Raw genomic sequence first — 25,106 nt, 5'->3', positions numbered from 1 at the left:
GCGGCCCCTATTCCCGCGCGCGCCGCACCGCCTCCGCCAGCTTCATCCTCTGCTTGTCCCAGCGCGTCGCCTCCGCCTCGGCGCGTTCATCGAGCGCGGCGCGCTCGGCTTCGATCGCCTCCGTCCGCGTGTCGTGCTCCCGCCTCGCCTTGTCCAGCGCCGCCTGCGCGCTCGCGACCGCCTTGTCCCGGCGGGCGCGCTGCTTGGCGCGGGCGGCCTCTTCCTTCCGGCGTTTGGCTTCTCGCCGCCGCTCTTCCTGCTCGAACGCCGCGGCGGCCTTGCGGGCTTGTTGATCGTCGATCTTGCGGGATGATTTCCCTGTAGCCTTGGCCGCAGCCTTTTTCGGCTTGGCTTTGGATTTGGCTCTGGATTTTGGCCTTGCCTCGTCGTCAATGAGATCGGTCGGCAGCTTGGCCTGCTCGGTGAACGGGCCGTCCGATCCGACCGGGCGCCTGAGCACGACACCGGGGCTTGCCATGGTCGCGGCGACGATGTCGGGGTCGTCGGTCTCCTTCGCGGCGCCCTGATGGAAGAGATTGGATTTGGCGCCCCAGGCGTCCAGTGCCGCCTTCATCGATGGCGCGGCGACCGCCTGGTCGTAGAAGCCGAGCGAGGTCTGGTAGGTCTTCAGTTTTCTTGTTGGTTTTGTTTTCAGGTCTTTTGGCATGTCGCCCCGTGCCTTGCGACGCATCAGCTTCAGCCGTCGCACCGGCGCCACGATGCCATACTGCCCCTGTTTTGCCCGACAAGTCAAATTCGATTCGGTATCGCCGAAGTCGATCCGGACAATGCGGAGCCCACCATCAACAATTTTTCGGATTTGCAAAACGTTGAAATCCTTACGAATTTCTACTGTGCATGGGGTTGTTTTCGACGTTTTTGTTGGACGGGTGCCAACTACGCCGCGTCGACGTCCTCAGGCGCCGGCCCCGCCACGAGCCCGTCGAGACCCACCATCAAGAGATCTGCGATATGCATCAGCTGATACAGCGGAATGTCCGCCTCGCCCATCTCGGCCAGCGACACGAAACCGGGCGTGGCACCGATCAGCTCGGCGAGCTGCGCTTCCGTGTAGCCGCGCCTCTCGCGCGCAGTTTTGACGCGCGCACCGATCCCGAGCCTGTGCCGGGACTGCTCGTCCGCGGTCATCATGACGGCCTGCTCGTCCGTGCTCGCATAGCCATCGGCGAATGCGCTGCCGATCAATCTGCCTTTGCGCCAAGCAACCCGGCAGTCCTTGCGCAGGCCGCTGCTGAAGACCAGCGTGAATTGCTCCGCGACCCATAACGAGGCGTTGAGGCCCAGGCGGGCGCCGGTGCCGGAGACGTCGCGGATCGTGCAGGGCGCGCTGATGATCTTGCCGGTGCCGTTGTCGAATTCGACAATGCCGGTCCGCAACGTGTGATGTCTGACGGCGGCACGATGCTCGCTCATGACGGGACGTTCCTCCTGGACGCTCCTCCCGCGGCGACGTCGAACGGACGCCGCCGGTAAGCCCGGACCTCAATACCGCAGACTTTTTCCTGAACTCCTAAGTTTCCCCGGGTTCGACCGGGACTGGAAGCCATGGTAAAGGATTCGCTCCCAATCCATCTTTTCCGGCGGAAGGCGTGCGGCGCGCCCGTGACGGGCGACGAGGCGAACGATGACCGACACGATGAAATGCCCGACCTGCAATTCCGAGCACGCCTACGAGGATCGTGGTCTCTGGGTCTGCCCGGAATGCGGCCATGAATGGAGCGGCACGGCGGAAGCGGCCGCCGACGCCGCGCAGGATTCCGGCGTGCGGGATGCCAACGGCAATGTGCTCGCCGACGGCGACAGCGTCATCGTGATCAAGGACCTCAAGATCAAGGGCTCCTCCTCCGTCGTCAAAGGCGGCACCAAGGTCCGCAACATCCGCCTGCAGGAGGCCAGCGACGGCCACGACATCGCCTGCAAGATCGACGGCATCGGCGCGATGAATCTGAAATCGGAGTTCGTGAGGAAGGCGTAGCAAGGCGATGCGCTCGCCCTGAACTTTTCGGGCGGTCGGCCGTTCTCTGAAACCCGCGTTTCTGCGATCTATCGCTGCCGCTGCGCCAGATAAAAGCCGCACAGCACCGTCACCAGGCCCGCGGCCTGCAACATCGTCGGCTGCTCGCCGAGCAGAAGCCAGCCGGTGAGCAGCGTCAGAGCCGGCACGCAGGCCGGGATCACGGAGGCGCGGGCGACGCCGAGGCGTTGGACCGAAACAGCGTAAAGATAGAGCGCGGCGGGGCCTGCAAGCACGCCCTGCGCCAGCGCCTGGATGGCGTTCTCGGTGACACCCATCGCTGCGACCCGGGCGAGTCCGCCGGTCATGAGGTAGATCGGCAAGAGCAGCAACGACAGCACGTTGATGACGAGCGCGGCCGACACCGCGGAGACACGCCAGTGGCGCAGCAGCGCGCCAAAACCTGCGAACATGAATCCGGTCAGCACGAAGGTCAGATCACCCAGCACGCCGTCGGCGCCGATATGGCCGATCGATTCCGCGCCGATCACGCCGAGGCCGCCGACGATGACGAAGGCGCCAACAAGGCGCGATGCAGAGATATGTTCCTTCAGGAACAACGCCGCGAGCAGCAGGCCGCCGAGTGTCGCGCAGGAGGGCTGGATCACGCTGCCATGGCCGAGCGGCACGAACAGAAAACCAGTGTAGGAGATCAGCGACATCACGGGGCCGCCGAGCACCATCAGCACAAGGCCCCTGCCCCAGCCGATGCCACAGAGATCGCCGACGCCTGCGCGCATCACCAGCGGCAGAAACGCGATGCCCGACCAGACATAGCGATGCACCAGCAGATCGACCGGCGTAAAGCCGATCTTGAGGCCATGCCGCGTGCCGGCAAAGCCAAGCGCCCAGAACAGCGCCGCGGCGAGGCCGCAGACGACGCCAAGCAGCGCCGGCGCCGCATCGTTTTTGTGAGTGAGAGCGTCAGCGCCGCTCGTCCGCTGATCCATGCGGCAAGCCTTAGGTCAGCGCGTGATGAGGCTCAACCCACGCGGTTGCAGGGCTGGCACGTCGCTTACGCGCTAGAAAAACCCGGGGCTGAGATCGAGCCCATATGTCAGGCTCAGAACGAACACGAACAGCGCGGCAGCTGCGAACAACGCGATATGCCTGAGGATAAACGCGCGCGGCGAGGCGCTTGCAATAACGGCTTTCTGTGCAACGGGCATGACGGCTCCATTATGAAAATGATTCTTGGCCGCTCAATAAGCGACGACCGCATCAAGCGCCCCGATCTGCAAAGCAACTATTAAAGAGATCACAGTCGCTTTGAACCGCCGTACACAACCGGCACGTGACGGCGATTTTTCTCGCCGCAACTTTCTCAATCCGCGCACCCGCCACGCTAAAAAAAGACCGCGCTCCCGAAAGGGAACGTGGTCGGCGCAGGCTCGCGTGGAGACGAGCCTGCTTCAGGTCGGGGTGAATTCAGATCAGCGCGCGCTGCCCGTCGTGACGTCAGCGGTCTTGACCTTGCGCGGCGTGAGCACGCGGGCCTGGTGGACCGAAGCGACGGTGGTCGGCGCAGTTGCCTGCTGCTCGACATGCGCGGCACCGAGCACGCGCACCTGCATCGGGGAGACCGGGAAACCGTTGGCCTCATAGGTCGGCAGCTCGGCGGCGAAAGCCGCGGTGCTGCCCGCGATCGTCAGGATGGCGGCGGCAATCGACAGAGTCTTCTTGTTCATTGGTGATGCTCCTGATGGAAGGTTCGGAGCACATCTAAGCGCATTTTGCTGCAATGCGACATACGTTGGTGCATTGCAATAACGCGTCCGGCGCATGGCAATATGTTTAATGCGCGCAAGGCTTTGGCCGAATCATCGCCGGCTGGGACATGACACTTTTATGAGCATTGGTCAGCCGCCGAGCACATTGCCCCAGCCGTCGAAGACGTAGACCTTCCAGTTCACGGTTCCGTCCCCGCCCGGACGGCTGGCGCGCCGGTAATCGTCGGCCTGCTCAGCGGTCCAGGTGATGATCGTATCGGAGAGCAGGTCATGCAGGATGGCGGGCTCGGCGGGGTCGAAGGCGTCCATGGGACGAAGCGAGGAATGCGTCATGAGCGCATAACGCGCTAGCCGGCCCAAGGTTGCTCCGAAGCGTCGGGCGCCGCACCACGCAGCTTATTTCAACGCCGTCGCCAGCGATTGCAGCTTTGCGACGAGGTTGGTGCCGAGCGCGTAGATGATCTCGATGATCGCGAGCGCGATGCCGGCTGCGATCAGGCCGTATTCGATGGCGGTGGCGCCGGATTCATCGGCGGCGAATTCGGCCCATTTGCATCTCAATTTCACACGCGTGTCCTTTCCCAACTCTACCGGGAATCGCCGGCGCGGGAGACTTACACAGCCACAATCCAAGATTGAGTAAACTCGACCGCCTCAAATTGACGACAATGAATGCTGCATTTGCAGGCCTTTTTGGCCGTGGCGCCCTTGGAACCGCAATGGAACCCGCGTTGCCCCTGCGCAACACCTGTCCGAAAAGCCCGCTTTCGCCGAATTGCGCCATTGCGCCGCCACACCGTCCTCCGAACAATTGACGCGCGGCCTGCCTTTTCGTGCAAGACTGCATGATAAAGAGTGTCGGCATCACGACTGTTCGGAGAAGACGAGGTTCAAACAGAACCGTTTGGAGGCAGGGATCATGGATGATCGGCGGTCTCTTCTGGTGGCGGTATCCTGCCCCTCGGCGGTTCTCGCCGGCTGGTTGGCACTCTCTCTGTCCGCCTATGCCCCTGCCCTCATCGAGAACAGCGGCGCCAATGCTTCTGCCGTCTCGCGCGCGAAAGATCTCGGCCGATTCGACCTCGCCGACATCCCGCACGCTGCGACCATCGAGGACGGCGTCGCCCTGACCGCCAATATCGCGGCCGCGGTCGCTGCGACTCCGAGCCTGGTAACCGCTGAAGAAGCAACGCCCGAAGCGCCTGCTCCCGCCATCAAGCTCGCCTCGGCCGACCCAGTGCTGATCTTGCCCACCGAGGCGCCGCCCGCGCCGCAGATTTCGCCTGAACCCACGCCCGTCGTCAGCGAGGCACCGCCGGCGCAAGAGCCCGCGATAAAACTCGCATCCGCCGATCCCTCCGAGATCGTAACGACGGACGCGCTGTCGCCCGCGACGATCACGACCGGTCCTGCGCCGGCCGCGAGCAAGGCCTCGCCGTCCGCGGACACCGCCGCCGTGCTCGACGAATGCTTCGTCATGGAAGCCTGCATCGACCGCTATCTCTGGGTGCTCTACCAGCGCACGCCCAAGGAAGATTCGATCAAGGTCGAGGATCGCCGCGCCGTCACCGTCAAGCGCAAGGGCAAGACGATCACAGTAATGCGTAGCTTCACGAAACTGGTCGACGAGGACTTTGGCTGGAAGGATCCGAAGGCGGCCGACCACGCCGGCATGTCGATGATGGACTACGTCATCGGCGGCATGGACAAGAGTTTTAAGCAAAAGCTGTTCCGGACGCTGCTCGCGGCTGAGGCCGCCGGCCTTTCGCCGGGCATCACCAGCGCGTTCCGCGACAACTATCGCCAGTCGATCGCGAGCGGCTTGAAGGCCGCCTCCGACCGCTCCTATCACGGCGGCAGCACGCGCGGCGGCTACGGCCACGGCATGGCGGCCGACATCGTCAGCACCAAGGGCGACAACCGCGCGCAGCGCTGGGTTTCGACCGAGGTGCTGTGGAAATGGGTCGACGCCAACGGCAAGGCGCTCGGCATCGGCCGGCCCTATCTCGGCCGCGATCCGCCGCATGTCGGCCCGGTCGATGGTCCGGAATACGTCTCGCGCCGGGGAACGTCGGACCGCAAGGAAGCCGCCAACGTCAAGCCGAGGAAAGCGCGGGCTGTCGCCAGCGCAAAGCGGCCCAAGGCACAGGCGAAGTCGCAGGCGACGCGCGAGCAGAAGGTCCCGGCAAAGCAGCAGAAGTCGGCGCAATCGGCCGCGAAGCGCGCGACGTGAATCCGCTAAGGCTTACCGTCCCGGCGTCGGCAGTGGCACGAGCCGCATCTCGGCGGTGCCGGCTTCCTGCGTGCGCACCAGCACCGCAAAGATGGTCTCGACCGCGAGCCGCACCGCCGCCTCGGTTGCCCTGCCCCTGGCCAGATGCGCCGCGATCAGGCCGGTGAGGAGATCGCCGGTGCCATAGGGCCGGATCGGCAGGCGCGGCGTCGCCAAGCGCGACAACTGACCGTCGGCGCACAGAATCGTTTCCACCTGCCCTTCCGCCGTGTCGGTGAGCGTGCAGCCGGTGGCGACCACGTCGATGCGGCCGGTCCCGGCGAGCGTCGCGCAAGCCGCGCGCAGGCCCTGCGCATCCGCGATGGTGAGCCCGGAGAGAAGCTCGAGCTCGAACTGGTTTGGCGTGGTCAAATTCGCAGCCGGCAGCAGCCGGTGGCGGACCACGTCCAAAATGCCGTCGGCAACATAGACGCGGCCGTCATCGCCGATCACGGGATCGCAGAGATAGACGAGCTTTGAATTGCGGGTCAGCGCCCGCTCGACGAAATCGGCAATGACAGCGGCATTGCCGGGCGAGCCCAGATAGCCGGTGACGAGCACCGCGGCCTCGTCGACGAGATCGCGTTCCTCGAGGCCCTTCAGGAGATCTGCAACGAGCTCGGTCTCCAGCACCCGTCCGCGCAGGCTCGGATAACGCGGATGGTTCGATAGCAGCGTCGTCGGCACCGCCGCGACGTTCACCCCCTCCGCCTGCATGGCATAGGCGGCCGCGCTGTTGCCGACATGACCGTGGACCACCTGGCTTTGAATGGAGATGACGAGCATGGAGGAGGTCCGTAGGATCAAACTTTGGGTGTGGCAAGTGTAGCCCGCCGCGCCAGCCTCGTAAGCGCCGAACATGTCGGCCATGGCATCGGCATAGATCGCGATCTCCGCCTCGCTCCGCGCTTCTTCCGGCGCGGCTGAAGCGCCACCGTGCGACCGACGGCACGCCCGAACTCCACGTCGTCCGCCTCGCCGCCGACGGCGCCTGGCTGTCCTATGTTACGACGGGACAAACGCGCATGAGCGCCGACCTCCGCGCCGTCCACGCAGGGCTGCTCGCGCAGACCTATCGGCGCGCCTAGCCGAACCGGCTCACGCCTATTGGCCTTGCGACGGCTTGGGAAGACGCGGCGCGGATCGCTTTGCACCCGGTTTGGCCGCGGCTCGCGGCGGCGGCGTGTCGACTGATTCCAGATACGCCGCGAGCGCCTTGGCTGTGTCCGAACTGGTTGCGTAATGGTCTTTCAGGAACCAGTACAGCGTCAGGCTGAAGCGCCCCTTGGCAAGGCCGCGCGGGCTGCGATGGCAGGTCGCGCAACCATCGGCGAAGAGCTTTTTCGGCGACTTGCCGGCATCGAGATTTTGCGCGGCGGCGACTGTCGCCGTCAGGACGGCGGCGGCGGCAAGAGTTATCAGGGGCACGATCACGTCGCGCCCCGGTCGAAATAGCGAAATCAATGTCGTCCCCTGGAGCGCTTTCGAGCGAAGTGGGAATACCGGTTCGCGCAAAGAAAACGCGTCAAAAGAAAGAAGCAGCCCCGTGTTGCGGTCAGGCCGCCAATAGCTGATCGAATTCGGGCGGCGCGTAGGCCCTGCCGTCCTGGTCGGTGATGATGACCTTCCATCCCTCGCTCGCCCAAACCTTTGCCTTCGCCACGATGAGCAACCGGCTTTCGCGGGCATAACTGCACTTCTCGTTGTCGCGTTCTGCGATCATCTTATAGGCCAATGCGCATCCCCTAGCGTTGCCCTGCACCCGTTCTCCTCGTGGCAGCGGGCTTTGTCGGCAATTCGCCGGGAGCGTGGCAATTTGATGCCATCCACGGCTTTGTTCCGGCCGAACGAGGGAGGTCGATCGTGCGCCATATCAGGAACACGATTCTGCTTGCCGCGGGCTTGCTTGGAGCGGGCTTGCCCGGCGTGGCGCCGACAGCCGCGCAGACCTACGATCCGCGCCATTCCGTTTGCTTCGAGATCTACACCATCGACGGCCGCAGCATCGATTGCAGTTTTGCGACGATCACGCAGTGCGCCGCGACCGATTCCGGGCAATCCGCCCAGTGCTACGCCGATCCTTATGCCGTGCAGAGCCGGCAGCTGAGCCCGGTTCCGTCGCCGCCGCGACGAATCCGATAGCATCAGGTCTGCGCTTCGATCAGTGGACGCGGATGATGTGGGGACGGCCGAGATCGATCAGCCCCTGTACCGCCGAAAGGCGGTCGTCGAGGGCTGCGATGGTGAGCAGCAGATTGTTTCGGCGTTCGTCGAGAAGGCCCATCTCGGCGCCGGATAGTTTGATGCTGGACCGCTCCTTGTGAATCCCGTCGAGGGATTGGCGCAGCCCGGCAATCAGTTCGGACAGCTGCTTGGCCTCCTTGGTCATCGACCGCTTCGCGACATTTTGGCGGCGCGTCTCCGCCTGGCTCTGTCTCATCGTTCATCCTCCCGTGCCCCGCTGCCCCGAGTGGAATGCTTACAGCTTTGGGGAGACATATTACGATCGATGAAATCTGCTCGCGAAGAACTTTCTTAAATTAGACGCGCCGGGAACCGGTTCGGACCGAGCAGAAAGCCCGGCGCGAGGGCCGGGCTTTCGTTGGGCTGATTTAATGCTTTTGGTGGCCGCCACCGGGACCGCCGGCCGGCGCACCGCCGCCACGCGGTGCGGCGTTCATGTGAGGAGCGCCGCCGCCGCCATGCGGCATCGCGGGCACAGCCGCGCGCGGCGCCGGCATTTGGGCATGAGCATTCATCGGCGAGCCGTGGCTGACGTTGGGCTGGGCAACATGGGGCATCGCACGGCGGCTTGCGGGCGCGGCTGATACACGCGGCGTCTCATGCGGGCGCGCCATCGGCTGCGCACGCACGGCCGCGCGGCTCGCAGCCTGCTCGTGCATGATGCGGGCCTGCGCATCGCGCGGATTGCGGCTCTGCAGATTGGTCCGCTCATGCGCGATGCGCTCGCTTCGTCCAGCACGGCTCCGGTCCGTCGTAACCGCAGTCTCGTGCCTGGCGATGGCGGCGTCGTGCCGTGAGGTCACGGCATCACGACCGGAGACCGCAGCCGCACCCTTAACATTTGCACCGTTGCGCCCGAGTGCGATCGCCGCATCGCGCGTTGCCGCGCGGCCGATGCGAGCCGCGCGCGGATCAATCGTCATCCGCGTCGCGTCGCGCTGATGCGAGGTCCAGTAGCTGTTCCAATGGGCATGCCGCCGATACCAGGGCCGCCCCTGATAATAGCTCGACCAATACGAGGTCAGCACGAATGGGACAACGGGCACGTCGATCTCGTCGACATAGTCGGGGAGATAGACGTAGTGATTGCGGTAGAGGTATTCGAGATATTGCGACGACACCCAGCCACGATCATCGGAGAAGCTCACGTCGCACCAGGCGTTGCCGCGCAGGCAACCATGGATGTTGACGCGGGCACCCTCCGGGATGCGATCGACCAGCGGAAAGCCCGAACCCGGCCCGGCGCGCAGGCCAGTCGAGACGGTGACCATGCCCGGTGCGGCCAGTGCGGCCGTCGGGGCGAGCAGCAATGCGGCTAACAACACACTTCGGAATCTCATGGCGTAGTCCTCCTCGTTCGAGTCGGAACGCGCAAGCAGAACGGGCGTTCCGCGTACGATGGTCTCATTCGTCGAAAGATCGAGACCGATACCGCGCGCGGTTCAATATTCATTCGCCGTTCATCGAGACACCGCGCAAGCGCCGTGGCGGCCCGTCAATTCACTTGCAGCATGAAGACGTCGAAGTACGCAGCAAGCGCCGCAAAATCATCGATCGGCAGCACGGTCGCGACGTATTGATCCGGCCGCACCACGACCATGCAGCCGGCCTTGCGGTCGACGCCGCGCATGGTGAAAACGTCTTGACCATTCTTGATATCCGGACAGAACATCTTCTCGTAGTCGATCAAGCCGTAGCGGCCTTTGCGCGGGAGCAGCAGTGCGGGCATCGCCTCGACGGCGAGCTCGCGATGATCCTGCTGGAACACCGCCCGCAGGTCGATCACGCTGTCGATGTCGGCTCCGACAGGCGTATGGCGCCTGACCGGTGACTCCCGCGCCTCGGAGAGGAAATTGCACAAGGCGCGAATGGCCGAGCCCTCGGCCGCCGGATCTTCCGCAGGCGAAAACGCGTAGATGCGGAAGCGGCCATCCGCCTGCGCAGCGTGACCGAGATGGACCGGCTTGGCGTCCGCAAGCCGGATCACGGGCGCGGAATGGAAACGCGCGCCGATGACGAGGCCTTGCGCGAGATGCTGGTGGGACGTCGCTCCGGTGAGAATCGACGGGCGGTATTGCGTCGCGGTGCCCGCGGTGTACCGGCCATGCTTCACAAAATAGGCCTGCGTCCTGGCGGCATCGGCGCCGCCGGCCTTGGCGCCGGACGCAAGAATGCCCGCCCATTCGCGGTCGAAATCGATCAGCTCTTTCGCAACCGCCTGGCGCTCGGCCGAATAGGAATGCAGCAGGCTTGGCGCAGACTGCTTCCGCAAAACGGCGGCGAGCTTCCAGCCGAGATTGAAGGCGTCCTGCATCGAGACGTTCATGCCCTGCCCCGCCTTCGGGCTGTGGGTATGGCAGGCATCGCCGGCGATGAAGATCCGCGGCAGACGCGAGTTGATCTCGGCCTCCGGCACGTCGTCGAACTTGTCGGTCAGGCGCTGGCCGATCTCGTAGACCGACCACCACGCGATCTCCTTCACCTCGAGCGTATGCGGCGTCAATATCCGCTGCGCCTTGGCGATCACGTCCTCGGCGGTGATGTTGCGATTGGTGACGCGCTCGCCGATGTCGAGCTTGGCGAGCTCGACATAGAGGCGGACCATGTAGCCGCCTTCGCGCGGGATGATCAGCAGGCTGCCGTCCTTCGCCGACTGGATCAGGGCTTTGAAGCGGATGTCCGGAAAATCGGTCACCGCCAGCACGTCCATCACGCCCCAGGCGTGATTGGCGGAATCGCCGTGCAGCTCGCGGCCGATCGATTTGCGCACCGTGCTGCGCGCGCCGTCACAGCCGACGACGTAGCGCGCCTTGATCGTCTCGACCTTGCCCTCGTTCCCCGCATCGACCCGTTCGAGCCGCACGGTCACGGCATGGTCGGCGGGACCCGCGGCCGGATCGACCTCGAGATCGAGCAGGCGTCGGCTGTAATGCGGCTCAAGCTTGGCCGGCGCTTTGCGCATGACGTCAAGAAAGCCGTCATGGATCCGCGCCTGGTTGAGGATGACGTGCGGGAATTCCGACAGCCCGTCTTCGACGTCCTGCACCCGGCCGCTGCGGACGATGTTTTCCGGAATCCGTTCGTCCGGCTTCCAGAACGTCGTCTCGTTGACCCAACAAGCTTCCTTCAGAACGCGCTCGCTGAAGCCAAAGGCGTGGAACATCTCCATGGTGCGACAGGCGATGCCGTCGGCCTGCCCGACCAGCAGGCGCCCCGGCTTCTGCTCGACGATGCAGGTCTTGATGTCAGGGAATTGCGCAAGCTGGGCGGCGAGCGTCAGGCCCGCAGGGCCACAGCCGACGATGAGGACATCCACTTCGTCAGGCACGGCCCCCGCTGCGCCGGAAGCCTGAATGCGTTCTGCGGGATCGGCGATTTCAGGGTCGCCCGGTTGAAATCCATTGAGATGGAATTGCATGAGCACCTCTCCGCGAAACGTTCTGTTTGGATATTGCTCAGTATGCTGACTATCAGTATACCTGTCAACGACCCCAACCGTCCCTGCCCCAACGGAGAATCCGGTGAAAGACAACAACGACATGCCCGGACATCTGGCGCGCCGGTTCCAGCAGATCGCGGTGGCGGTGTTTCTGGCCGAGGTCGGGGATGCGGGCTTCGACCTCACGCCGGTGCAATACGCCGCGCTCGCGACCATCAAGGCCAATCCGGGGCTCGACCAGGTAACGCTGGCAGGCCTGATCGCCTACGACCGCACCACCATCACCGGCGTGATCGACCGCCTCGTGCTGAAGGGGCTCGCGGAGCGCCGGGCCTCGAGCCGCGACCGCCGTGCCCGCGAGCTCGAGATCACCGACGAAGGCCGCCGCACGCTGCGCAAGATCACGCCGGCCGTCGAATCCGCGCAACGCATCATGCTGCGCGGGCTCAGCGCGAAGGAAGGTGAGGAGCTGATGCGGCTGTTGCACAAGGTCATCGCCGCCGGCAACGAGCTCAGCCGCGCCCCGTTGCGCGAGGTGCAGGCCTAGGCCTCGTATTTTTGCCCGTATTTGTTGCAGACCCGCGAAACCTGGAACTAACGTTCGGCTGCTACTGTCGGCACCGTTCTGCGCTTAAGGCGCGATTAACTTTGCCGTTCGGGAGTTTTGGATGTCCAGGTTCATCATAGTCGCGGCGGCCGTCGCGCTCTCGACCATCCCTGCACTCGCAAACGGCCATGGCGGTGGTGACCCTGCCCCGCCGAAGGTCGAAGCCGCGGTCGCGCCAGCCAAAGTCGTCCTGACCAAAAAGGGTCCAAAGCTCGTCGATCTCAGGGGAATGACGCTCTATTACTACGAACGCGACACCACCGGGAAGACGTCGAACTGCAACAGCAAGTGCATCGAGAACTGGATCCCGCTGGCCGCAACGGCGGACGCCAGGGCCGTTGGCGACTTCACCGTGATCAATCGCGACGACGGCAGCAAGATGTGGGCCTACCGCTATCGCCCGCTCTACACCTCGCCCGCCGACAAGGCGCCGGGCGATACCAACGGCAATGCCACGACGCTGCAATGGCGCGTTGCCCAGCCCGCGGAGTAGGGCGACCTCACCCGCGCCAGCTGGGCCTCGCCTCGACTTGCGCGCTCTGTCCGGGCGGTAACACCACGACCGTTGAATTGAGCTTCACCCGGTCATAGAGATCGATCACGTCCTCGTTGCGCATCCGGATGCATCCGGACGAGATCGCCTGCCCGATATATTCCGGCTGGTTGGTGCCGTGGATGCGGTAGAGCGTATCCTTGTTGCCGGCATAGAGATAGATGCCCCGTGCGCCCAGCGGATTGGCGGGACCGCCGGTGACGCGCGCTGGATAGGGTCCGAGCCGCGCCTGGATGTCCGCTGTCGGAACCCAGTCCGGCCATTCCGCCAACCGGCCGACCCGCGCCACGCCGGAGAACGCCATGGCTTCCTCGCCGACCGCGACGCCGTAACGCATCGCCTTGCCGTCGGGCAGCACGAAATAGAGGTAGCGCGCATCGGTATCGACCAGGATCGTGCCTGGCTGCTCCTTGCGTGGATAATCGACGATATGCCGGAGATATTGCTCGGGCACGTTCGCCTTTGCGTAAGGCGCATGCGCCAGCAACTGCCGGTCGCGCGGCGTCATGCTCGCATCCGTTGATGGCGAAAGTGTCGTCTGCATGCAGCCGCCCAGCGGAAACATGGCAACGACGAATAGAACGAATAAAGATTTTGGCACCGCTGGCCCCGATAGCGATAGCAGCACCCCCAGCGGTACCAGATGCTGCCCAAATCGTGCTGAAAACAAGGCAATGCGGAACACGTGCGCGTGTTTGACCGAGCGGGTTCCATCACCACAAACGGTGGAAGAGCGTCGCACAGTCTCCATCCCCTCGCCTTGCTTTGGTCAAATCCGGCTGGACTCGTGCGCATCGTGCTTGGCTCGTCAGATTTGGATGGGCTCAACTCAACCGATCGGCTCGCGCCAATGCGGACGACGAAGGCATCAAAAGGAGCTGCGATGCTCGCGACGCTGAACTCTCGGCAAATCGTCGATGAGATCGTGAAGGATACAGTCACGAACAATGACCCGCACGACGCCGTGCAGATTTCGCCCGAGATGGTGCTGGCCTCTCGCGCCATCGGCGTTGCGCCCACGTTCGCGCCTGAGATCACGACCCGTCCGGAGCCCAAAATAGATCCGGCGTTCACGCCAAAGTCCAAAGTTGGTCCGGAGCCGAAGTTCAGTCCTGTCGCGGAGCCGCAGGCGGCGGTGCCTTCGGTCGACACCGCCGTGCGCATCGCGGCCAGTGATGGTCGCGGCCGGCAGAAGCGATCCTCCGCCGGCAAATGGCTGCGCGGCGCGTTCGTCACGTTGCTGTTTGCGGGCGGCAGCGCGGCCGCCACTGTCGCCTGGGAGAATCACGGCGACACTGCAAGACAGTTGCTGGCCGAATGGACGCCGGCATTGGCGTCGCTGCTGCCTTCGACGTCGCAGACGGCACCGGTCGCCGCCGCGCAGGCCGCGCCACCTGCGGAGCAGGCCGCAACGGATCAAGCCGCAGCGGATCAAGCGACCGATCAATCCGTGGCGCCGCCTCCAACTCAGGTTGCAGCAGCCGTGCCCACGGCAACACAGTCCGATCCTATACAATCGGTGCAATCGATGACGCGCGATCTCGCCGCGATGGCGCAGCAGATCGAGCAGCTCAAGGTCAACATCGCCGAGTTGAAGGCCGGACAGGAGCAGATGGCGCGCGAGATGGCGAAGCCGCCCGCGCCAAAGCCGGTGGCCGATGCGAGGCCGCCCGTCGATCCGCGCGCGCGCGTGTCCGCGCGGCCTCCGGCGCCGCCGGTTCGCAAGCCGAAGCCGGCCGTGTCGCAGACTTACATGCCGGCTTATTCGCCTGCGCCGCTCGCACCGCCGCCTTCGCAGGCGGCCGCGGTCCCACCGCCAGCTGCGCCCATAACGACGCAAGCCGTTGCCGACGACGATGGACCTGTCGTGCGTCCGCCAATGCCGCTGCGCTGAACGATCGTCACGCGACGATGCAGAGGGTTGCGACTAAGGACGCTGTCCGAGTCGATATGATGCGTTGAGTCCGGGCAACTACGGGAAGCGACGCTTCGCGCGTTTCGCATCAAGAGAAAAGGCCGTCGGGATCTATGCCGGCGGCCTTCTCTTGCAGCTGCCGGTTCCCGGAGCCCGGTTCTGCTGCAATTCCATGCCTCATGATCGCGCCGACATATTTAATAAAATCTTAACGCACTTGAATGTTGCACATCATTTCTGCGCCATAAGCACAGAGATTGCGCGCGCCGTTCATTCGATAAACATCGACTCAGTGGTACCATCGGTCACGTGTTGAAACGTCCACCCGAAGCTCAATTCGTCATACCGGGGAATTCGAATGCCTTACTATTCCTTCGATCTCGTGGTTGGTGAAGAGTTCAAGAACCAGGGCGGAATCATCCTCGAAGACATCGAGGGTGCTTCCGACCGCGCCGACCAACTGGCCACCGAACTTTCGCAGGTGAAGCCGGAGTTGCAACGCAAGGGTTGCGCTGTGCGCGTCACCGACCGCGATCACAACGAGGTCTACCGCACACCGCTCGATCCCGTGCCGGCCTGGCAACGCTAGCTCGCCGGCCGGCCTCGCGGCCGCGCGCTATCCCCATTGCGGAGCGGCGCTCCAGCCGCTAGCCTTCCCAAAAATGCGGGGAGGTACCAAGGATGCGCACTGGTTTTCTGATGACGGCCCTGTTGCTGCTGGCGGCGCCGGCCCAAGCGGCCGACCATCCACGTTCGACCTATGTCACGTTGGTCTTGCAGGCCTTCGCCGCCAAGGTCGAATGTCCGGGCACGGATGTCGTCTACCAGGGCCTGGTGCAGAAGGCGGAGCAGATGCAGCTGCCCGACGGCACCACCGAGAAGGTGCGCAAGGCGATCGCCTGGATGCACACCGGTGGCAAGATGGGCGAGAAGCAGGACGACGATTTGATGGCCGAGGTCGCGGTGGCCACCCAGGCGACCGATCTCAACCAGCGCCGTCTTGGCATGCCCAGCTGGTGCGAAGCCCAAAAGACCAACCTCGCCGGCCTGATCCGCAGCAAGGGCGGCTAGCAAGGCGGTTCCTCACCGCGTTAGCACGCGACGGCGAAGGCGCTGTCGCGGCTAATAATTGTCACAATTCTTGCCAGCATGCAGGACCCCTTCCCAGCATGCAGGACCCCTTCGACCTCGAACAGGAGACCCCTCATGCGGAACATGCATGTCGCTTTCGCCGGAGCGTTTGTCCTCGCTACGGTGCTCACTGCGCCGGTGCTGGCGAAGAACTCCGACGCCCAGAAGGGCGAGGACAAGTCCGCGTCCCCATCCTGCAGCGCCTATCAGCAGGCGCCAGACGGCTCATGGGAACCGCTGCCCTGCAAGGAGACAGGCGAGCGCAGCCAGCCGCAGACCCAGAATCGCACGCCGCAGGGCGCCGACCGCGGCGAGCGATGAGCGCGCGGGAGTGTCAGCTCTGGTGCGGACCGCGCATGATCTTCATCGCGTCGGCGATGTGACGCCACTCTTTGGCGTCATCGGCCTCGCCGCGGCCCTCGCAAGCCTGGGCCTGCTCGGCGGCCTTCGCAATCGCCGCGAAACCATGCTGTTCTAGCATCTGGCGCGCGACGGTATGGACCTGGACCTCGGTCATCATGGGCGCTCTCCCGTTTGACTAAACCGCGGTGCATCGCTCCTGCTGTTCCGCGGGTTGTTGACAACGATTTCGCCGCAAGTCCCGTTCCGCCAGGTGCCGATCACATCGGCCGACTAACACAAATGACAAAGGCGGCCCGCTATGCCCAGCGGACCGCCCTATCACCCACCCCAAACTTGAAGGGCCTTCGGCCGCGTCCCTATGCGACCGCGACCCGCTTACGCTCGAAGTCATTGGGCACTTCGATATCGACCTCCAGGGTCGACACCTCGTCGCCGCGATCGAGCCGGACGATGACCTTGGTCGGATCCAGCGTGACGTGCCTGGAGACGACGGCGAGAATTTCCTCACGCAGCACACCGAGCAGATCGGGCTGGCCGCGCAGTCCGCGCTCATGGGCAAGCAGGATCTGCAGCCGTTCGCGAGCGACGGGTGCCGAAGCCTTTTTGCCGCGGAGAAGCCGAAGCAGACCCATGCTCATGCAGCCCTCCGTCGCAGCAGACGATCCATGAAGCCCTTGCGCTCGGTCGGCACCTGCATCGGCACGGTGTCGCCGCACAGTCGCCGCGCCGCGTCGATATAGGCCCGCGCGGGTGCGCCGTCCGCGTTCGACAACGTCACCGGTGTACCAACGTTGGAGGCCTTCAACACGTCCTGGCTCTCGGGGATAATGCCGAGCAAGGGGGTCGCGAGGATTTCGAGGATGTCCTCGATGGTCAGCATCTCTCCGCGCGCGGCGCGCGAGGGATCGTAGCGCGTGATGAGGATGTGCTTCTCGACGCGCTCGCCCTTCTCGGCCCGTACCGTCTTGGAATCGAGCATACCGATGATGCGGTCGGAATCGCGCACCGAGGAGACTTCCGGATTGGTGACGATCACGGCTTCGTCGGCAAAGCGCATCGCCATGGAGGCGCCGCGCTCGATGCCGGCCGGGCTGTCGCAGATCACCCAGTCGAAGCGGCCGCGCAGATCGTCGATGACCTTGCCCACGCCCTCCTCCGTCAGCGCGTCCTTGTCGCGGGTTTGCGAGGCCGGCAGCAGCCAGAGGTTTTCGAGCCGCTTGTCGCGGATCAGCGCCTGCGGCAGCTTGGCCACGCCCTGCACCACGTTGATGAGGTCAAACACGACCCGGCGTTCGGCGCCCATCACAAGGTCGAGGTTGCGCAAGCCGACGTCGAAATCGACAACGACGACCTTTTCGCCGCGTTGCGCCAGCGCAGCCCCCAGCGCGGCGGTCGTCGTCGTCTTGCCGACGCCCCCCTTGCCTGATGTCACGACCAGTACTTTACTCATCTGAAATATCTCCTTTGCTGGTCAGTTCAGTGCCGTAATTCGCATGGTGTTGCCCTGGAGCCAGGCCTGGGCCGGCTTGCCGCGCAGGGCCGCGTCGATATCGTCGGCGGTTTGGTAAAAGCCATCGATTGCAAGCAGTTCGGCCTCGATCTTCTGACAATAGATGCGTGCGCTCGTGTGACCGTTCACGCCCGCCATGGCACGGCCGCGCAGCGCGCCGTAAATGTGAATGGAGCCGCCGGCGACGACCTCGGCGCCGGAGCCGACCGAGCCCAGAATGGTGACGTCGCCTTCGGGGAAGATCACGGTCTGGCCGGAGCGCACGGGGGTCTCCAGCAGCAGCGAGGTCGGCTTGGTCTCGACCTTGGTCTCAGGCTTCTTGGGCGCGCTCGGCTCGACCACGCAGCTCCGCCCGCCCGACAGCAGCGGCGGCATCGTCGGCGTCAACCGCGCCTCCTCCACACCCTCGATGCCGAGCACGCGGATGTTGCGGTCCTGGAGGCTGGTGAGCAGATGGCCGATCCCGGATTGGCTGAGATCGACCGAGGACAGATCGATCACCACGGGCCTGCCGGCAAAAAAGCCCGGCGAGCGCGCGATGGTGGTGTCGATTTCCTGCAGCCAGTCCTGGATCGGAACCGTCGGCACGAACACGAAAGCCACATAGGAGCGCCCGCGCAGGCGCACCATTTGGCGTTGAGGTTTTACTGCAGCCTCCATATCGGCCGACTCGTTCCCAGTTATTGAATGGTTAACGATGCGGCCGATATGGTTAATGGCTGGTTAATTTCTCCGTGGGGCTACGTGGAGGCGGCCGGTATTCGCGCCTCGTGTCCCGGACGCGCTGCAACGCGCAAGCGTTGCTGCGCAGAGCCGGGATCCAAGCCATACGGCCTGCTCCCGGCGAGTGGGCCCCGGACGCAGCGCACCGCCGAAGAGGCGCTGCGCTGCGTCCGGGGCACGAGATCAGAATGCGGCGCACGCCCCCTTCGCGATGACGGATGCCCCCTACTTCTTCACCTTGCTCGCATCCATCTTGATGGCGGGATCCAGCATCTTGGTCGTGAACGCCGTGGTCACGTCGAACGGCTTCTCCATGCCGAGATAGGTCTGGACCAGCTCGTAGTCCTTCTTCATCCGCTCGCCGTCGATCCAGCCGAGCGACTTCGTCGTCGTGAATTCGTCCGTCATCAAGAACTTGATGCGCTCCCACTGGCGCTCCTGGTTCTCCTTGTCGAGACCGGAGACCTGGTCGAGCAGCGCCTTCAGGCAGGGCGCGGCGTCGGCGACGCAAGTCGCAAAGGCCTTTTGCGTGACGCGCACGAAATCCTCGACCAGCTTCGGGTTCTTCTGCAGGTAGCCGCCGTTGACGATCAGCGAATTTCCGTAAGGGTTGAGCCCGATGTCCTTCCAGTTGACATAGCCGAGATCGGGCCCGAACTCGATCACCTTCAAATCGTGCTCGTTGTAGAAGTCGCTGATGATATCGACGGTGTGGCTCTTGAGCGCCGCGATCTTTGCGGTCGGCCCGATATTGACGAAGCTGGCCGAGTCGGGCGCGAGCCCTGCGGCCTTCGCAAAGGCCGGCCACATCACCCGCGAAGCATCACCGGGCGGATTGCCTATCTTGTGGCCGGCAAAATCCTTCACCCCGTTCACGCCGTAGCTCTTCAGCCAGTAGAAGGTCTGGCCGGTGTTGGCGTAGACGCTCATCACGGCAACAGTGTCGGCACCCTTGCTCTTGGCTACCAGCATGGTGGCGAGATCGGCGACGCCGAAGGGCGAGCCGCCGGAGCCGACCTTGGCGGCGGAGACGCCGGAGCCCTTGCCGACCTCGATGGTCAGGTCGATGCCCGCCTTTTCGTACCAGCCTTGCGCCTTGGCGTAATAATAGGGCGAGTGATCGGCCGTCGGCGTCCAGTTCAGGATCAGATTGACCGCCTCGCCCGCGGTCGCCGGCACGACCGGTGAACCGAGCATCAGGGCCAAAGCCAGGGAGCCCGCCGCCTGCAAACGCTTCATCGCATCTCTCCTCGTTGCCCGCGACCCGGCTTGTCGCTCTCCCCCCGTGAGGATACCAATGCAACAAGGCCGCCCTCCACTTGTCAACTGTTTGGTTGGAAATGCCCGCAAAACGTTCAGGCGACACCGTGCCGCAGCGGCGCGACCCCGTCGCCACACGCAAGAAGCTACTCACCGCGGCGCGCGAGGAGTTCGCCCGGCACGGCTTTGCCGGCGCCCGCGTCGACGAGATCGCCGAGCGCGCCGGCGTCAACAAGCAGCTCGTCTACCATTACTTCGGCGACAAGGATTCGCTCTATCTTGCTGTGCTCGAATGGGTTTACGCCGATATCCGCGAGCAGGAGCGCCAGCTCAATCTCGAGGGCCTGCCGCCGGAAAAGGCGATCCGCAAACTGATCGAGGCCTCATTCGATTACCTCGCGGCAAACCCCGATTTCATCGTGCTTCTGAACGACGAGAACCGCGGCGGCGCCCGCCATGTCCGCGGCTCGACGCGGCTGGAGGCGATGCATTCGCCGCTGGTGAAGAGCGTGTCCCACATCCTTCACGAGGGCGTCCGCGCCGGAATGTTCCGCAAGGGGATCGACCCGATCCAGCTTTATATCTCCATTGCGGGCCTCGGCTATTTCTATCTCTCGAATACGCCGACGCTGTCGGCGATCTTCGGCAAGGACCTGTCGAGCCGGGCCGCGCGCCGCGCCCGCCGCCGGCACGTCGCCGATCTCGTGCTGCATTCGCTCCGGCCGTAATCAACCAACTGGTTGAAACTTTCCTCAAGGCCGGTTAGGCTTGCGACCAGCGGCAAGGCGGCCGCTGGCAACAGGGAGCAAACGGTGGCAGGAGACGGCGGCCGCAATACGCGCAGCTTTGCGATCGTCCTGATCGTGCATCTCGCCGTGCTCGTGCTCTGGCAGGTCATGGTGGATGCCTTCCACGTGCCGAAATTCATCCTGCCCTCACCGCTGGCGACAATCCAGACGCTTGGCACCGCTACCTACGCCTGGGGCGCCAATACGCTGGTGACGGCGATCGAGATCCTCGGCGGCTTTGCGCTCGGCGCATTCGTCGGCGTCGCGCTGGCCGTCATCTTCAGCTGGGCGCCGCTGCTCAGCCTCGTGCTGCTGCCGCTGTTCGTGACGCTGAACATGATCCCGAAAGTGGCGCTCGGCCCGCTCCTCATCGTCTGGTTCTCCTATGGCATCGTGCCGAATATCCTGATCGCCTTCAGCATCTGCTTCTTTCCGATCCTGCTCACCACCGCGCGGGGCTTGCGCGAGGTCGAACCTGATCTGCTCGATCTCGTCAAATCGCTGCGCGGCTCGCGCTGGACGCTGTTCCGCAAGATCCAGCTGCCGGGATCGCTGCCCTACATATTCTCCGGCATGAAGGTCGGCGCCATCCTCGCGGTCGCCGGCGCCATCGTCGGCGAGTTCATCGCCTCCGAGCGCGGGCTCGGCTACCTCATGATCCAGGTGCAGTCGTCGCTCGACACGCCCGCGATGGTGATGGCCGTCGTGCTGCTGACGCTGCTCGGCGTCGCTCTCTATGGCTTGGTTCTCGTCCTCGAACGCATGTTCGTGGTCGGCGACGCAAGACAAACCTGAAAACACAAACCTGAAAACGGCAGACTTAAAGACCAAGGACCAGATCCATGCTCCTCACCCGCCAGAACCTGCCGAAGACCATCCCCGATATCGCCGCGCTCGACGATCTTCTGTGCCGCCCAACGCAGGCATTGATCGACGACCTCGCCAAGGTCAAGGGCGACATCATGATCCTCGGCGTGGCCGGCAAGATGGGACCGACCTTGGCGGGGCTCGCAAAAGCCGCGGTGCCCGATCGCCGTGTCATCGGCGTCGCCCGCTTCAGCGACGCAAGCGTCAAGGACTGGCTTCACGCGCGCGGCGTCGAGACGATCAATTGCGATTTGATGGACGAGACCGCAATTCAGGCGCTGCCGAAGGCGCCCAACATCGTCTTCATGGCCGGCCGCAAATTCGGCGCGGAGGGTGATCTGTCGCTGACCTGGGCGATGAATGCGCACGTGCCGGCGCTGGTCGCCCAGGCCTTCCCGTCGTCGCGGATCGTGGCGTTCTCGACCGGCTGCATCTATCCCTTCGTTCCCGTGGACGGCAAAGGCGCGACCGAGGACATGCCACCGAACCCGCCCGGCGAATACGCCCAGTCCTGCGTCGGCCGCGAACGCATGTTCGAATATTTTTCGCGCAAATTCGGAACGCCCGGACAGCTGTTCCGCCTCAATTATGCGATCGACATGCGCTATGGCGTACTACACGACATCGCCGTGAAAGTGCTCACGGGCACGCCAATCGACGTCAGCATCAGTCATGTCAATTTCATCTGGCAGGGCGATGCCTCGTCGCAGGCGCTGCGTTGCCTCTCGCATTGCACGGCGCCGACCTCGCCGATCAATGTCAGCGGCCACGAGATTTTGGCGGTGCGCGATCTCGCGCAAAAATTCGGCTCAAGGTTCGGCCGTGCCCCGGTGCTGACAGGCAAGGAAGAGCCGACGGCGTGGCTGACCGACACGTCCAAGGCGGTCGAGCTGTTCGGCCTGCCCGTCGTCGACACCGAGCAGTTGATCACCTGGACGGCGGACTGGGTGTCCCGCGCCATGCCGAGCCTCGGCAAGCCCACCAAGTACGAGGTGCGCGATGGACGCTACTGACGGCCTGCCCGTCATCAAACTCGGCGTCAAAGACGCCGCCGCGGGCCTGCTTCTCTCGACGGAAGCACACTGGAACCAGACCGAGGAGGACTGGCGCATCTTCCTGCACGAAGGCATCGTATTCGGCATCCGCGACGGCGCGCGACTGGTCGCTACGGCGGCTTTACTCCCCTACCCCGGCAACAACGCCTGGATCAGTATGGTGCTGGTGTCGGCAACGCACCGCCGCCGTGGCCTCGCAACGCGCCTGGTCGATGCCTGCATGAAGACGGCGCGCGAAAATGGCCTGACGAGCTGGCTCGATGCGACGCCCGATGGCGTCGCCGTCTATGGACCGCTCGGGTTCACGCCGACGCTGCAATTGCGCCGCCTGAAGCTGGTGAAATCAGGTCACGCGACCGCGCAGGCACCTTCATCCGCGACGCTGGACGCGCTTCGTGCCCGGGACCTGCGGGCTACCGGTTTTGATCGCACCGCCCTGCTCTCTGCCTTTGCGCGGCGGCCCGGCTCACGTATCGTCGCTGCGAACGGCGCCATCGCGCTGGTTCGCGACGGACGCATCGCGCGCCATATCGGCCCGTTGTTTGCCGACGACGACGCAGCCGCGCTGACCCTGGTCGATGCGATCGCGCAATCGGAGAGCGGACCGCTGCTGCTCGACGCCGTCGCGGCACAAGCCGCATTCCCTGAAGGATTGACCGCATCGGGCTGGACCATCGAGCGGCCGTTCCAGCGCATGCGGTTCGGCCCCGCCACCGCAGCGGGTGAAGACATGCCATTCGCCGTCGCCGGCCCCGAATTCGGATAGGACATCATGCACCACAGCCAGATCAACAGCGAAATCCGCAAGCTGATCGCCGACGGCACCGTGCTGCCGGCGCATCCGCTCGCGCTCACCGCCGAACGCCAGCTCGACCAAAAGCATCAGCGCGCGCTGACGCGCTATTACATCGACGCCGGCTCCGGCGGCCTTGCGGTCGGCGTGCACACCACGCAGTTCGCGATCCGCGATGTCGGCCTCTACCGTCCCGTGCTCGAGCTCGCCGCCGAGACTGCGGCGAACTGGACCAAACGTCCGCTGGCGATGGTCGCGGGCCTCGCCGGCCCGACCCGGCAGGCCGTCACAGAAGCCCGCACCGCGCGCGACATCGGCTATCACGCAGGGCTCCTCAGTCTCACCGCGATGAAGAGCGCCTCCGAGGACGAGATCATCGCGCATTGCACGGCGGTCGCGGCCGAAATTCCGCTGGTGGGCTTCTATCTCCAGCCGGCGGTCGGCGGCGTAATCCTCTCAAGCCGGTTCTGGCAGCGCTTTGCCTCGATCGACAATGTCATCGCGATCAAGATCGCGCCGTTCAACCGCTATCGGACACTCGACGTGCTGCGCGGCGTCGCCGCGGCCGGCGCGCTCGACCGCGTCGCGATCTACACCGGCAATGACGATCACATCTTGCTCGACCTGATGCTGCCGTTCGACCTGCGCGACAACGGCGTCACCACGCGGACCTACTTCAAGGGCGGCCTGCTCGGCCATTGGTCGGTGTGGACGGCGACCGCGATCAAGCAATTCGAGCGCTGCAAGGCGGCACGGCACAAGGACAGCGTCCCGGCCGATTTGCTCGCGCTCGATGCCCGCGTCACCGATTGCAACAGCGCCTTCTTCGACGTCGCCAATAATTTTCACGGCTGCATCGCCGGCTGCCACGAGGTGCTGCGGCGACAGGGCCTGATGCAGGGCCTGTGGTGCCTCGATCCGAACGAGGGTCTCAGCCCCGGCCAGAAAGACGAGATCGATCGCGTGTACCGCGAGCACGCCGACCTCAGCGACGACGCGTTCGTGGGCGCCAACCTGGACAAATGGCTGGCATGACCGAAGAGCCCTTCATCAGCCTGCGCGGCGTCCGGAAGATTTACCGTAGCCGCGGCGCCGAATTCCTGGCGGTCTCCGACGTCACCATGGACGTGCAGGAAGGTGAGCTCGTCTCGCTGGTCGGCCCGTCCGGTTGCGGCAAGACCACGGTGATGAAGATTCTGGCCGGGCTGCACGGCGCCGACGGCGGCACCGTGAAGATCGGCAATGCCAAAAGCCGGTTCGATCCGACCCGCGACGTCGGCATGGTGTTTCAGCAGGCACTGCTGCTGAAATGGCGGACGATCCTGGACAACGTACTGCTGCCGGCGGAAATCGTGGGCCTGCCGATCAAGGCCGCGCGCGGGCGGGCGCGCGATCTGCTCAATCTGGTCGGGCTCGCGGGCTACGAGGAGAAATATCCGCGAGAGCTATCCGGCGGCATGCAGCAGCGCACCGCAATCGCGCGCGCCTTCATTCACGACCCAAAACTGATCCTGATGGACGAGCCGTTCGGCGCGCTGGACGCGTTGACGCGCGAGCAGATGAATCTGGAGATGCTGCGGATCTGGCGCGAGAGCGGCAAGACCATCGTCTTCGTCACGCACTCGATCCAGGAAGCGGTGTTCCTGTCCTCGCACTGCGCCGTGCTGACCGCTGGCCCGGCAAAGATGGCCGATTATTTCCCGATCGACCTGCCCTTCCCGCGCGACCTTCCGCTCAAGACGACCGACGCCTTCGGCGCCTATGCAAGGCGGGTCTATGAGAAGCTGGGCCTCGGCGCGGCGTGAGGCGCTGCGCGATTAA

The 25,106-nt window shown here is 64.4% G+C and carries 34 protein-coding genes and 1 pseudogene; 16 read left to right on the top strand and 19 right to left on the bottom strand.

Going from position 1 to position 25,106, the window contains the following annotated elements:
• Positions 1-7: 7 nt before the first annotated feature.
• Both ACVWYI_RS18735 and ACVWYI_RS18730 read right to left on the bottom strand, forming a co-directional pair.
• Complete coding sequence (locus tag ACVWYI_RS18735) at positions 8-667, bottom strand: cell envelope biogenesis protein TolA (protein ID WP_456664546.1); 660 nt, start codon at positions 665-667, stop codon at positions 8-10.
• A 230-nt stretch (positions 668-897) separates the two neighbouring features.
• Positions 898-1,434 carry a helix-turn-helix domain-containing protein gene (locus tag ACVWYI_RS18730; protein ID WP_354103561.1) on the bottom strand — a complete coding sequence of 179 codons (537 nt, stop codon included), beginning with the start codon at positions 1,432-1,434 and terminating at the stop codon, positions 898-900.
• A gap of 211 nt (positions 1,435-1,645) precedes the next feature.
• On the opposite strand from ACVWYI_RS18730, the gene ACVWYI_RS18725 reads away from it, so the two are divergent.
• Entirely contained in the window at positions 1,646-1,996 is a 351-nt protein-coding gene (locus ACVWYI_RS18725; protein ID WP_354103562.1) for a zinc ribbon domain-containing protein YjdM, read from the top strand.
• A 68-nt stretch (positions 1,997-2,064) separates the two neighbouring features.
• Here the strand turns inward: ACVWYI_RS18725 and ACVWYI_RS18720 are convergent, their stop codons facing one another.
• The 5 genes from ACVWYI_RS18720 to ACVWYI_RS18700 all read right to left on the bottom strand — a co-directional run bounded on the left by ACVWYI_RS18720 (position 2,065) and on the right by ACVWYI_RS18700 (position 4,332).
• Positions 2,065-2,985, bottom strand: a complete 921-nt coding sequence (locus ACVWYI_RS18720) for a DMT family transporter (RefSeq protein WP_456662846.1) — start codon at positions 2,983-2,985, stop codon at positions 2,065-2,067.
• Between the two features lie 72 nt (positions 2,986-3,057).
• The gene (locus ACVWYI_RS18715; RefSeq protein WP_247346753.1) at positions 3,058-3,204 is read right to left on the bottom strand and encodes a hypothetical protein; all 147 of its coding nucleotides are present in this window, start codon (positions 3,202-3,204) and stop codon (positions 3,058-3,060) included.
• Positions 3,205-3,468: 264 nt separating this feature from the next.
• Positions 3,469-3,723 carry a hypothetical protein gene (locus tag ACVWYI_RS18710; protein ID WP_247440525.1) on the bottom strand — a complete coding sequence of 85 codons (255 nt, stop codon included), beginning with the start codon at positions 3,721-3,723 and terminating at the stop codon, positions 3,469-3,471.
• A 171-nt stretch (positions 3,724-3,894) separates the two neighbouring features.
• On the bottom strand, positions 3,895-4,074 hold the full coding sequence (locus ACVWYI_RS18705) for a hypothetical protein (RefSeq protein WP_456662845.1): 180 nt from the start codon (positions 4,072-4,074) through the stop codon (positions 3,895-3,897).
• Between the two features lie 87 nt (positions 4,075-4,161).
• On the bottom strand, positions 4,162-4,332 hold the full coding sequence (locus ACVWYI_RS18700; RefSeq protein ID WP_247346747.1) for a Flp family type IVb pilin: 171 nt from the start codon (positions 4,330-4,332) through the stop codon (positions 4,162-4,164).
• 352 nt (positions 4,333-4,684) lie between these two features.
• Between ACVWYI_RS18700 and ACVWYI_RS18695 the strand changes: the two genes are divergently transcribed.
• Positions 4,685-5,998: a hypothetical protein gene (locus ACVWYI_RS18695; protein ID WP_456662844.1), complete on the top strand. Its 1,314-nt coding sequence runs from the start codon at positions 4,685-4,687 to the stop codon at positions 5,996-5,998.
• A gap of 12 nt (positions 5,999-6,010) precedes the next feature.
• Here the strand turns inward: ACVWYI_RS18695 and pdxY are convergent, their stop codons facing one another.
• Positions 6,011-6,823 carry a pyridoxal kinase gene (gene pdxY / locus ACVWYI_RS18690; RefSeq protein WP_456664545.1) on the bottom strand — a complete coding sequence of 271 codons (813 nt, stop codon included), beginning with the start codon at positions 6,821-6,823 and terminating at the stop codon, positions 6,011-6,013.
• Between the two features lie 125 nt (positions 6,824-6,948).
• Here pdxY and ACVWYI_RS18685 point away from each other — a divergent pair.
• A pseudogene (locus ACVWYI_RS18685) lies at positions 6,949-7,125 on the top strand (TetR/AcrR family transcriptional regulator); the annotation flags it as partial.
• Positions 7,126-7,141: 16 nt separating this feature from the next.
• On the opposite strand, the gene ACVWYI_RS18680 reads toward ACVWYI_RS18685, so the two are convergent.
• Both ACVWYI_RS18680 and ACVWYI_RS18675 read right to left on the bottom strand, forming a co-directional pair.
• Complete coding sequence (locus ACVWYI_RS18680) at positions 7,142-7,456, bottom strand: hypothetical protein (protein WP_456664544.1); 315 nt, start codon at positions 7,454-7,456, stop codon at positions 7,142-7,144.
• Positions 7,457-7,592: 136 nt separating this feature from the next.
• Complete coding sequence (locus tag ACVWYI_RS18675; protein ID WP_456662843.1) at positions 7,593-7,799, bottom strand: hypothetical protein; 207 nt, start codon at positions 7,797-7,799, stop codon at positions 7,593-7,595.
• A gap of 101 nt (positions 7,800-7,900) precedes the next feature.
• On the opposite strand from ACVWYI_RS18675, the gene ACVWYI_RS18670 reads away from it, so the two are divergent.
• Entirely contained in the window at positions 7,901-8,179 is a 279-nt protein-coding gene (locus ACVWYI_RS18670; RefSeq protein ID WP_456662842.1) for a DUF3551 domain-containing protein, read from the top strand.
• Positions 8,180-8,198: 19 nt separating this feature from the next.
• Here ACVWYI_RS18670 and ACVWYI_RS18665 read toward each other — a convergent pair whose 3' ends face one another.
• The 3 genes from ACVWYI_RS18665 to ACVWYI_RS18655 all read right to left on the bottom strand — a co-directional run bounded on the left by ACVWYI_RS18665 (position 8,199) and on the right by ACVWYI_RS18655 (position 11,699).
• Complete coding sequence (locus tag ACVWYI_RS18665) at positions 8,199-8,426, bottom strand: hypothetical protein (RefSeq protein WP_247440514.1); 228 nt, start codon at positions 8,424-8,426, stop codon at positions 8,199-8,201.
• Between the two features lie 223 nt (positions 8,427-8,649).
• Positions 8,650-9,621 (bottom strand): SH3 domain-containing protein, encoded by a 972-nt coding sequence (locus ACVWYI_RS18660; protein WP_456662841.1) that lies wholly within the window; start codon positions 9,619-9,621, stop codon positions 8,650-8,652.
• A gap of 155 nt (positions 9,622-9,776) precedes the next feature.
• Positions 9,777-11,699: an FAD-binding monooxygenase gene (locus ACVWYI_RS18655; protein ID WP_354103573.1), complete on the bottom strand. Its 1,923-nt coding sequence runs from the start codon at positions 11,697-11,699 to the stop codon at positions 9,777-9,779.
• 103 nt (positions 11,700-11,802) lie between these two features.
• Between ACVWYI_RS18655 and ACVWYI_RS18650 the strand changes: the two genes are divergently transcribed.
• Both ACVWYI_RS18650 and ACVWYI_RS18645 read left to right on the top strand, forming a co-directional pair.
• A complete protein-coding gene (locus ACVWYI_RS18650; RefSeq protein ID WP_456662840.1) occupies positions 11,803-12,267 on the top strand; it encodes a MarR family winged helix-turn-helix transcriptional regulator in 465 nt (154 codons plus the stop codon).
• Between the two features lie 121 nt (positions 12,268-12,388).
• The gene (locus ACVWYI_RS18645; RefSeq protein ID WP_456662839.1) at positions 12,389-12,820 is read left to right on the top strand and encodes a COG4315 family predicted lipoprotein; all 432 of its coding nucleotides are present in this window, start codon (positions 12,389-12,391) and stop codon (positions 12,818-12,820) included.
• 7 nt (positions 12,821-12,827) lie between these two features.
• On the opposite strand, the gene ACVWYI_RS18640 is transcribed toward ACVWYI_RS18645, so the two are convergent.
• Positions 12,828-13,445 carry a L,D-transpeptidase gene (locus ACVWYI_RS18640; RefSeq protein ID WP_456662838.1) on the bottom strand — a complete coding sequence of 206 codons (618 nt, stop codon included), beginning with the start codon at positions 13,443-13,445 and terminating at the stop codon, positions 12,828-12,830.
• A 318-nt stretch (positions 13,446-13,763) separates the two neighbouring features.
• Between ACVWYI_RS18640 and ACVWYI_RS18635 the strand changes: the two genes are divergently transcribed.
• The 4 genes from ACVWYI_RS18635 to ACVWYI_RS18620 all read left to right on the top strand — a co-directional run bounded on the left by ACVWYI_RS18635 (position 13,764) and on the right by ACVWYI_RS18620 (position 16,247).
• Entirely contained in the window at positions 13,764-14,774 is a 1,011-nt protein-coding gene (locus tag ACVWYI_RS18635) for a hypothetical protein (protein WP_456662837.1), read from the top strand.
• Between the two features lie 379 nt (positions 14,775-15,153).
• Positions 15,154-15,384: a DUF6894 family protein gene (locus tag ACVWYI_RS18630; RefSeq protein ID WP_211396093.1), complete on the top strand. Its 231-nt coding sequence runs from the start codon at positions 15,154-15,156 to the stop codon at positions 15,382-15,384.
• Positions 15,385-15,476: 92 nt separating this feature from the next.
• Entirely contained in the window at positions 15,477-15,866 is a 390-nt protein-coding gene (locus tag ACVWYI_RS18625) for a hypothetical protein (RefSeq protein ID WP_456662836.1), read from the top strand.
• A 135-nt stretch (positions 15,867-16,001) separates the two neighbouring features.
• Positions 16,002-16,247, top strand: coding sequence for a hypothetical protein (locus ACVWYI_RS18620; protein WP_247346711.1), 246 nt, complete (start codon positions 16,002-16,004; stop codon positions 16,245-16,247).
• A gap of 13 nt (positions 16,248-16,260) precedes the next feature.
• Here ACVWYI_RS18620 and ACVWYI_RS18615 read toward each other — a convergent pair whose 3' ends face one another.
• From ACVWYI_RS18615 to ACVWYI_RS18595, 5 genes are all read right to left on the bottom strand, one after another.
• Complete coding sequence (locus tag ACVWYI_RS18615; protein WP_247346709.1) at positions 16,261-16,446, bottom strand: hypothetical protein; 186 nt, start codon at positions 16,444-16,446, stop codon at positions 16,261-16,263.
• A 199-nt stretch (positions 16,447-16,645) separates the two neighbouring features.
• On the bottom strand, positions 16,646-16,927 hold the full coding sequence (gene minE, locus ACVWYI_RS18610; protein WP_247346707.1) for a cell division topological specificity factor MinE: 282 nt from the start codon (positions 16,925-16,927) through the stop codon (positions 16,646-16,648).
• The gene (minD, locus tag ACVWYI_RS18605) at positions 16,924-17,739 is read right to left on the bottom strand and encodes a septum site-determining protein MinD (RefSeq protein WP_354103577.1); all 816 of its coding nucleotides are present in this window, start codon (positions 17,737-17,739) and stop codon (positions 16,924-16,926) included. Before minD ends, minE begins: the two co-directional genes overlap by 4 nt.
• 21 nt (positions 17,740-17,760) lie before the next feature.
• Complete coding sequence (gene minC, locus ACVWYI_RS18600) at positions 17,761-18,459, bottom strand: septum site-determining protein MinC (RefSeq protein WP_247440496.1); 699 nt, start codon at positions 18,457-18,459, stop codon at positions 17,761-17,763.
• A gap of 288 nt (positions 18,460-18,747) precedes the next feature.
• The gene (locus ACVWYI_RS18595) at positions 18,748-19,761 is read right to left on the bottom strand and encodes an ABC transporter substrate-binding protein (protein ID WP_456662835.1); all 1,014 of its coding nucleotides are present in this window, start codon (positions 19,759-19,761) and stop codon (positions 18,748-18,750) included.
• Between the two features lie 101 nt (positions 19,762-19,862).
• Between ACVWYI_RS18595 and ACVWYI_RS18590 the strand changes: the two genes are divergently transcribed.
• The 6 genes from ACVWYI_RS18590 to ACVWYI_RS18565 all read left to right on the top strand — a co-directional run bounded on the left by ACVWYI_RS18590 (position 19,863) and on the right by ACVWYI_RS18565 (position 25,090).
• Entirely contained in the window at positions 19,863-20,510 is a 648-nt protein-coding gene (locus ACVWYI_RS18590; RefSeq protein WP_247346687.1) for a TetR/AcrR family transcriptional regulator, read from the top strand.
• An 84-nt stretch (positions 20,511-20,594) separates the two neighbouring features.
• The gene (locus tag ACVWYI_RS18585; protein WP_456662834.1) at positions 20,595-21,365 is read left to right on the top strand and encodes an ABC transporter permease; all 771 of its coding nucleotides are present in this window, start codon (positions 20,595-20,597) and stop codon (positions 21,363-21,365) included.
• Positions 21,366-21,412: 47 nt separating this feature from the next.
• Positions 21,413-22,450: an NAD-dependent epimerase/dehydratase family protein gene (locus tag ACVWYI_RS18580; RefSeq protein ID WP_456662833.1), complete on the top strand. Its 1,038-nt coding sequence runs from the start codon at positions 21,413-21,415 to the stop codon at positions 22,448-22,450.
• Positions 22,437-23,258, top strand: coding sequence for a GNAT family N-acetyltransferase (locus ACVWYI_RS18575; RefSeq protein WP_456662832.1), 822 nt, complete (start codon positions 22,437-22,439; stop codon positions 23,256-23,258). The genes ACVWYI_RS18580 and ACVWYI_RS18575 overlap by 14 nt, the downstream gene beginning before the upstream one ends.
• Positions 23,259-23,264: 6 nt before the next feature.
• Entirely contained in the window at positions 23,265-24,320 is a 1,056-nt protein-coding gene (locus ACVWYI_RS18570; RefSeq protein WP_456662831.1) for a dihydrodipicolinate synthase family protein, read from the top strand.
• Positions 24,308-25,090 carry an ABC transporter ATP-binding protein gene (locus ACVWYI_RS18565; protein ID WP_247346660.1) on the top strand — a complete coding sequence of 261 codons (783 nt, stop codon included), beginning with the start codon at positions 24,308-24,310 and terminating at the stop codon, positions 25,088-25,090. Before ACVWYI_RS18570 ends, ACVWYI_RS18565 begins: the two co-directional genes overlap by 13 nt.
• Positions 25,091-25,106: the final 16 nt, after the last annotated feature.

It is taken from the genome of Bradyrhizobium sp. LB13.1 (assembly GCF_054056815.1).
The sequence above is the reverse complement of the archived record's forward strand: the minus strand, read 5'-3'. Positions and strand labels throughout refer to the sequence as shown.

Bases quoted from the DNA above. Each gene is read 5' to 3' on its own strand.
- ACVWYI_RS18735 (WP_456664546.1), bottom strand. From the start codon at position 667: ATGCCAAAAGACCTGAAAACAAAACCAACAAGAAAACTGAAGACCTAC.
- ACVWYI_RS18730 (WP_354103561.1), bottom strand. From the start codon at position 1,434: ATGAGCGAGCATCGTGCCGCCGTCAGACATCACACGTTGCGGACCGGC.
- ACVWYI_RS18725 (WP_354103562.1), top strand. From the start codon at position 1,646: ATGACCGACACGATGAAATGCCCGACCTGCAATTCCGAGCACGCCTAC.
- ACVWYI_RS18720 (WP_456662846.1), bottom strand. From the start codon at position 2,985: ATGGATCAGCGGACGAGCGGCGCTGACGCTCTCACTCACAAAAACGAT.
- ACVWYI_RS18715 (WP_247346753.1), bottom strand. From the start codon at position 3,204: ATGCCCGTTGCACAGAAAGCCGTTATTGCAAGCGCCTCGCCGCGCGCG.
- ACVWYI_RS18710 (WP_247440525.1), bottom strand. From the start codon at position 3,723: ATGAACAAGAAGACTCTGTCGATTGCCGCCGCCATCCTGACGATCGCG.
- ACVWYI_RS18705 (WP_456662845.1), bottom strand. From the start codon at position 4,074: ATGGACGCCTTCGACCCCGCCGAGCCCGCCATCCTGCATGACCTGCTC.
- ACVWYI_RS18695 (WP_456662844.1), top strand. From the start codon at position 4,685: ATGGATGATCGGCGGTCTCTTCTGGTGGCGGTATCCTGCCCCTCGGCG.
- pdxY (WP_456664545.1), bottom strand. From the start codon at position 6,823: ATGCTCGTCATCTCCATTCAAAGCCAGGTGGTCCACGGTCATGTCGGC.
- ACVWYI_RS18665 (WP_247440514.1), bottom strand. From the start codon at position 8,426: ATGACCAAGGAGGCCAAGCAGCTGTCCGAACTGATTGCCGGGCTGCGC.
- ACVWYI_RS18660 (WP_456662841.1), bottom strand. From the start codon at position 9,621: ATGAGATTCCGAAGTGTGTTGTTAGCCGCATTGCTGCTCGCCCCGACG.
- ACVWYI_RS18655 (WP_354103573.1), bottom strand. From the start codon at position 11,699: ATGCAATTCCATCTCAATGGATTTCAACCGGGCGACCCTGAAATCGCC.
- ACVWYI_RS18645 (WP_456662839.1), top strand. From the start codon at position 12,389: ATGTCCAGGTTCATCATAGTCGCGGCGGCCGTCGCGCTCTCGACCATC.
- ACVWYI_RS18640 (WP_456662838.1), bottom strand. From the start codon at position 13,445: ATGTTTCCGCTGGGCGGCTGCATGCAGACGACACTTTCGCCATCAACG.
- ACVWYI_RS18635 (WP_456662837.1), top strand. From the start codon at position 13,764: ATGCTCGCGACGCTGAACTCTCGGCAAATCGTCGATGAGATCGTGAAG.
- ACVWYI_RS18630 (WP_211396093.1), top strand. From the start codon at position 15,154: ATGCCTTACTATTCCTTCGATCTCGTGGTTGGTGAAGAGTTCAAGAAC.
- ACVWYI_RS18625 (WP_456662836.1), top strand. From the start codon at position 15,477: ATGCGCACTGGTTTTCTGATGACGGCCCTGTTGCTGCTGGCGGCGCCG.
- ACVWYI_RS18620 (WP_247346711.1), top strand. From the start codon at position 16,002: ATGCGGAACATGCATGTCGCTTTCGCCGGAGCGTTTGTCCTCGCTACG.
- ACVWYI_RS18615 (WP_247346709.1), bottom strand. From the start codon at position 16,446: ATGATGACCGAGGTCCAGGTCCATACCGTCGCGCGCCAGATGCTAGAA.
- minE (WP_247346707.1), bottom strand. From the start codon at position 16,927: ATGAGCATGGGTCTGCTTCGGCTTCTCCGCGGCAAAAAGGCTTCGGCA.
- minD (WP_354103577.1), bottom strand. From the start codon at position 17,739: ATGAGTAAAGTACTGGTCGTGACATCAGGCAAGGGGGGCGTCGGCAAG.
- minC (WP_247440496.1), bottom strand. From the start codon at position 18,459: ATGGAGGCTGCAGTAAAACCTCAACGCCAAATGGTGCGCCTGCGCGGG.
- ACVWYI_RS18595 (WP_456662835.1), bottom strand. From the start codon at position 19,761: ATGAAGCGTTTGCAGGCGGCGGGCTCCCTGGCTTTGGCCCTGATGCTC.
- ACVWYI_RS18590 (WP_247346687.1), top strand. From the start codon at position 19,863: ATGCCCGCAAAACGTTCAGGCGACACCGTGCCGCAGCGGCGCGACCCC.
- ACVWYI_RS18580 (WP_456662833.1), top strand. From the start codon at position 21,413: ATGCTCCTCACCCGCCAGAACCTGCCGAAGACCATCCCCGATATCGCC.
- ACVWYI_RS18575 (WP_456662832.1), top strand. From the start codon at position 22,437: ATGGACGCTACTGACGGCCTGCCCGTCATCAAACTCGGCGTCAAAGAC.
- ACVWYI_RS18570 (WP_456662831.1), top strand. From the start codon at position 23,265: ATGCACCACAGCCAGATCAACAGCGAAATCCGCAAGCTGATCGCCGAC.
- ACVWYI_RS18565 (WP_247346660.1), top strand. From the start codon at position 24,308: ATGGCTGGCATGACCGAAGAGCCCTTCATCAGCCTGCGCGGCGTCCGG.